The organism is Mangrovactinospora gilvigrisea, assembly GCF_001879105.1.
Taxonomy (GTDB): Bacteria; Actinomycetota; Actinomycetes; order Streptomycetales; family Streptomycetaceae; genus Mangrovactinospora; species Mangrovactinospora gilvigrisea.
In genome coordinates this window covers 1-4052 of record NZ_MLCF01000100.1, presented here as the reverse complement: position 1 = coordinate 4052, position 4052 = coordinate 1, and the positions used below count along the sequence as shown (strand labels likewise).

Below are 4052 nucleotides of genomic sequence, written 5' to 3'. Positions count from 1 at the left end.
ATGGTGGACGGGGTGGGTGCGGGCACCGGCGCGAAGGCGAAGGGGCCGCCGGGCGGCTGGTTCTGCGGCGGGACCGACTGGGGCGGGTAGGGCGAGAGGGGCTGTGGCCCGGCGCTCCCGGACATGTCCGGGGCCGGGCCGAATCCCGCGGCGGGCGGCTCGCCGGAGCCGTTGCCGTCCGCGCCGCCCCACGATCCCTGTGTCACTGGCTCCAGCCCTCGGCTTCCTCGGATGTCCCTAGACGATGGTAGGGGACGGGGCGGACAGCGCGGGGCGCGTCGAGTGGGGCCGGAGACCGGGCTGGGCGGGCTCAGAGGCGCACCCCGTAGTGGGAGAGCCAGGTGACCGGGTTGATGTCGCTGCCGTAGCTGGGCGTCGTCCGGACCTCGAAATGCAGATGCGGACCGGTGACGTGCCCGGTGGCCCCGGAGAGCGCGATCTGCTGCCCGGCGGAGACGTGCTGGCCCGCGTGCACCTCGATGGAGGAGAGGTGGCCGTAGAGGGAGTAGCGGCCGTCGGGGTGGTGGATCAGGACGTCCTTGCCGTAGGCGCCGTCCCATCCGGTGCGCACCACGGTGCCGCCGAGCGCCGCGTGGACGGCCGTCCCGCTGGGGACGGCGAGGTCGATGCCGGTGTGGTGGCCGGACGACCAGGGGCCCTGCTGGCGGTAGCCCGCGGAGATCCAGAAGTGGGTGACGGGGAGGACGGCGCGGGACGAGACGTGGGAGGTGGTCTTGGTGGTCTTGGCGCTCTTGGTGGTTTTGGTTGATTTGGTTGATGTGGTGGCGGTGTGGGCGGAGGACTTGGTGGCGGTGTGGGACGTCGCGGTGGGGGAGGCCGAGGCGTGGGGCGTCGGCTTGGCGGTGCGGTGGGACGGCTTGGCGTGCTTGGGGGTCTTGGGGGTCTTAGGGGCCTTGGTCGCGGGCGCCTTCGGCTTCGCGGTGGTGCCACCCGGGTGCATGATCTGGCTGCGGTCCACGACCAGGCGCTGGCCGGGGATGATCAGGTTCGGGTCGCCGCCGACCACGGACTTGTTGTCCGCGTAGAGCCGCGGCCAGCCCCCGGGGACGCGGTAGCGCTCGGCGATCGCGGAGAGGGTCTCGCCATGGGTGACGGTGTGGTGGAACTTGATGGGGGTGGTGGCGGGCGTGGAGGCGTGCGTGGAAGCCTTCGCGGACTTCGCGGGGGCGCTTTCGACGGTGGCCCGTTCGGCGGTCGCGGTCTTCTTCTTGGCCGTGGACGCGGGCGCCTTCTTCGGAGTCGCCGTCCGATGGACCGTCACCTCGGCGTGTAACCCGGCGCGCACCGAGCAGACCGGCCACGCCCCGGGCCCCTGGCCCGACAGCACCCGCTCCGCGATCGCGATCTGGTGCTCGCGGGACGCGAGGTCCGCCCGCGCCGCGTAGCGCAGGCCGCCGTACGCCTCCCAGGTCGACTGGGTGAACTGCAGCCCGCCGAAGTACCCGTTCCCGGTGTTCGCAGCCCAGTTGCCGCTGCTCTCGCAGGCGGCCACCCGCGACCAGGTCGCCTCGCCGCCCGCGGCCGCGACGGCGTGCGTCGCCGCCGTCGCCGTCCCCGCCGCCAGCGGCAGCGCGACCGCCGCCGCCCCGGTGAGCGTCGCCCCGCGCACCAGGCTGCGCGCGGCGCCGCCGGTGCGGCGCACCGCGGGGGCGGGCCCCGCGCCGTCCTCGCCGTCCTGGACGCCCTCGACGCCCTCGGCGCCCTCCACGGCGTACAGCTCGTACGGATCCTTCACGGCCGCCTCCTCAGGTGCCCTTGGGGAACAGGTCGCGGAGCAGGTCGACGGTCTCCGGCTCCATGTCGGTGTCCAACCGCGCGTTGATCTCCTCGAGTTCGGCGATCGCGGCCCGCAGCCGCTCGTGGTCGCCGGTGATCGCGTACAGGTAGAACAGGCCCCGGTGCAGGATCTCCGCCTCCGGGACGGCCTCCAGCCCGCGCCGCAGCGCCGCCTCCGCGCCGGACGGGTCGTCCACCGCGATGCGCCGCTTGGCCAGCTCGTGGGCGGTGTCGATGATGGACGAGATCATGTCCTGGCGGTGCGGCTCGGCCCACGGGTAGAGGGTGATGTGGGTGCCGCCGAACGGCGCCCCGCGGACCAGCTCCAGCGCCCCTTGCAGCGCGGCGTCCGCCTCCCGGCCGGAGTTGTTCATTCCGGCCCAGTAGAGGTTGCGGAAGTCGTGCCAGTCGCAGCCGACGGTCCGGGCGAGCCGGCTGGAGCCGGGCGGCAGGTGGTGGTTGCCGTCCTCGTCGGTGCCGAGCCAGTCGCGCAGCCGTCCGATGGCGGCGGCCCGGTTGCGGCTGCCCAGCTCGGGCTGAGCGGCGCTGGCGGCGGGTGCCCGGCGGGCGGACGGGATCGTCGGGGTGGGCCGTATCACCAGGTCGAGCGTGTCGTCGTCGGTGGACTCGTTGAGCGCCAGATAGGCGGCGAGGGCGGTGAGTTGGCCGATCCGGGACGGATCGGCGGGCCCGTCTGCGCCGAGCACCGCGACGGGCCCGAGGACGAGGATGCGGGGCCCGGCGGAGTTCGCCGGAGGGATGGGGAGCGGGGGGACGGGGGCCTCGTCCGGCTCGGCGGCGCTTTCGGTGTCGGTGTCGGTGTCGGCGTCGGTGCCCGTGCCCGCGCCCGTGTCGGCATCGCTGTCGAGGTCGGGGTCGGCGCGCGCGTCGGGTCCCTCGTGTCCGGATTCCTCGGACACGGCCGCCAGGGCCGGCGTTCCGCTCGCGTCGGGCGAGCCGCCGCGCGTCACGCTGATCGGGACGATGAACGGGTCCTGGCCGGTGGGTCCTTCCGCGAACGCGGCCCCGCCAGGACGGCTCGGACCACTCGTCGGACCGTTCGTCCGACTGCCCGTCGGGCCGCCCGGGTCCGCCGCGTCCGGGTCGTCGTCGCCGGTGTGCCCGGACCAGCCCGGCGCCGGGCGGACCGTCGGGTCAGCGGCGGTGAGCAGCAGCCGCAGCGCCGCCTCGAACTCGCGCTCCGTCAGCCGCTGCGGGCGCACCCGCCACGGCACCCCCGGCACCACCTGCCCGTGCGCGGCGTCCGCCGAGAGCGTCCACGCCCCCGTCGGCGCGACCGAGTAGGCGGAGGCGACGGCGACGCAGGCCGGCTCCTCCGGCTCCATCAGCACCTGCACGATCGAGGTGTCCAGGTCGTCCAACGGCTCGGCGGCGAGCAGCACATGGGGCGTCCAGGTGCCGGTGGCCACCCCGCGGGAGCGCGCCTGCCGAGGGTCCGTCAGCCCGAACCGCTCCAGCGCGGACCGGATCTCCGCGTGGTGCACCTGCATCTCCTGCAGCGCGGCGTGCGCGGTCGGCTTGACGGTGATGCGGTCCGCGCCGAGCGTCGGCGGCAGCTCGTCGGCGAGGCCGACGGCGGCGATCCGCAGATGGTCGGCGAGCGGGCTGGCGGCCAGCTCGACGGCGAGGGCGCGCAGCACGGCGGTGACGTCCTCGGGGTGCCCGGTGAGGTTGAGCTGACCGGCGGCCTCCAGGTCGGCGAGGACGGAGCAGCCGTCCTCGGTGGTGCCGATGGTGGCGAGCGCCGGGTAGGGCGCGGGGATGGCCGCCGCCTGGGCGGGCGTCAGCAACTCGTCGTCGCTGTCGAGTTGCCACAGCGTGCCGGCGGAGGTGTCGGTGCCGGTCCCGGTGGGGGAGTGGCGGCTGAACGGGGTGAGCGGCTCGGCGGGCGAGCTGAGGCACAGCTCGATGCGGCCGTCCGGGTAGAGCCGGACGGCGCGCAGCGGCGGCAGCTCGGCGTCCGAGTCGCGGGTGAGGCAGGTGTGGGCGAGGGTGCGCAGCGCGCGGTCCAGGCGCTCCAGCCGGTGCGGGTCGGCGAGGGAGTTGAGGAACGTCTCGTAGCGCTGCTCGGCGCCGGACGGCAGCGGGATGCGGCGGCGCGGCGGCCGCCGCCGCTGCTGCCGGACGCGGGCGCGGACCAGGGAGAGCCCGAGGACGCTCGCCAGCACGACGCCGATCCCGGCGAAGGGGATGCCGTAGCGGTCGACGACGTCGGTGAAGTCGGTGGTGGAGGT

The 4052-nt window shown here is 75.0% G+C and carries 1 protein-coding gene and 2 pseudogenes; all 3 read right to left on the bottom strand.

Annotated elements, in window-relative coordinates:
- A pseudogene (locus BIV57_RS25615) lies at window positions 1-206 on the bottom strand (hypothetical protein); the annotation flags it as partial.
- A gap of 104 nt (window positions 207-310) precedes the next feature.
- Window positions 311-1756 (bottom strand): transglycosylase family protein, encoded by a 1446-nt coding sequence (locus tag BIV57_RS17060; RefSeq protein ID WP_272868243.1) that lies wholly within the window; start codon window positions 1754-1756, stop codon window positions 311-313.
- Between the two features lie 10 nt (window positions 1757-1766).
- Window positions 1767-4052 (bottom strand): annotated as a pseudogene (locus tag BIV57_RS17055) (bacterial transcriptional activator domain-containing protein); the annotation flags it as partial.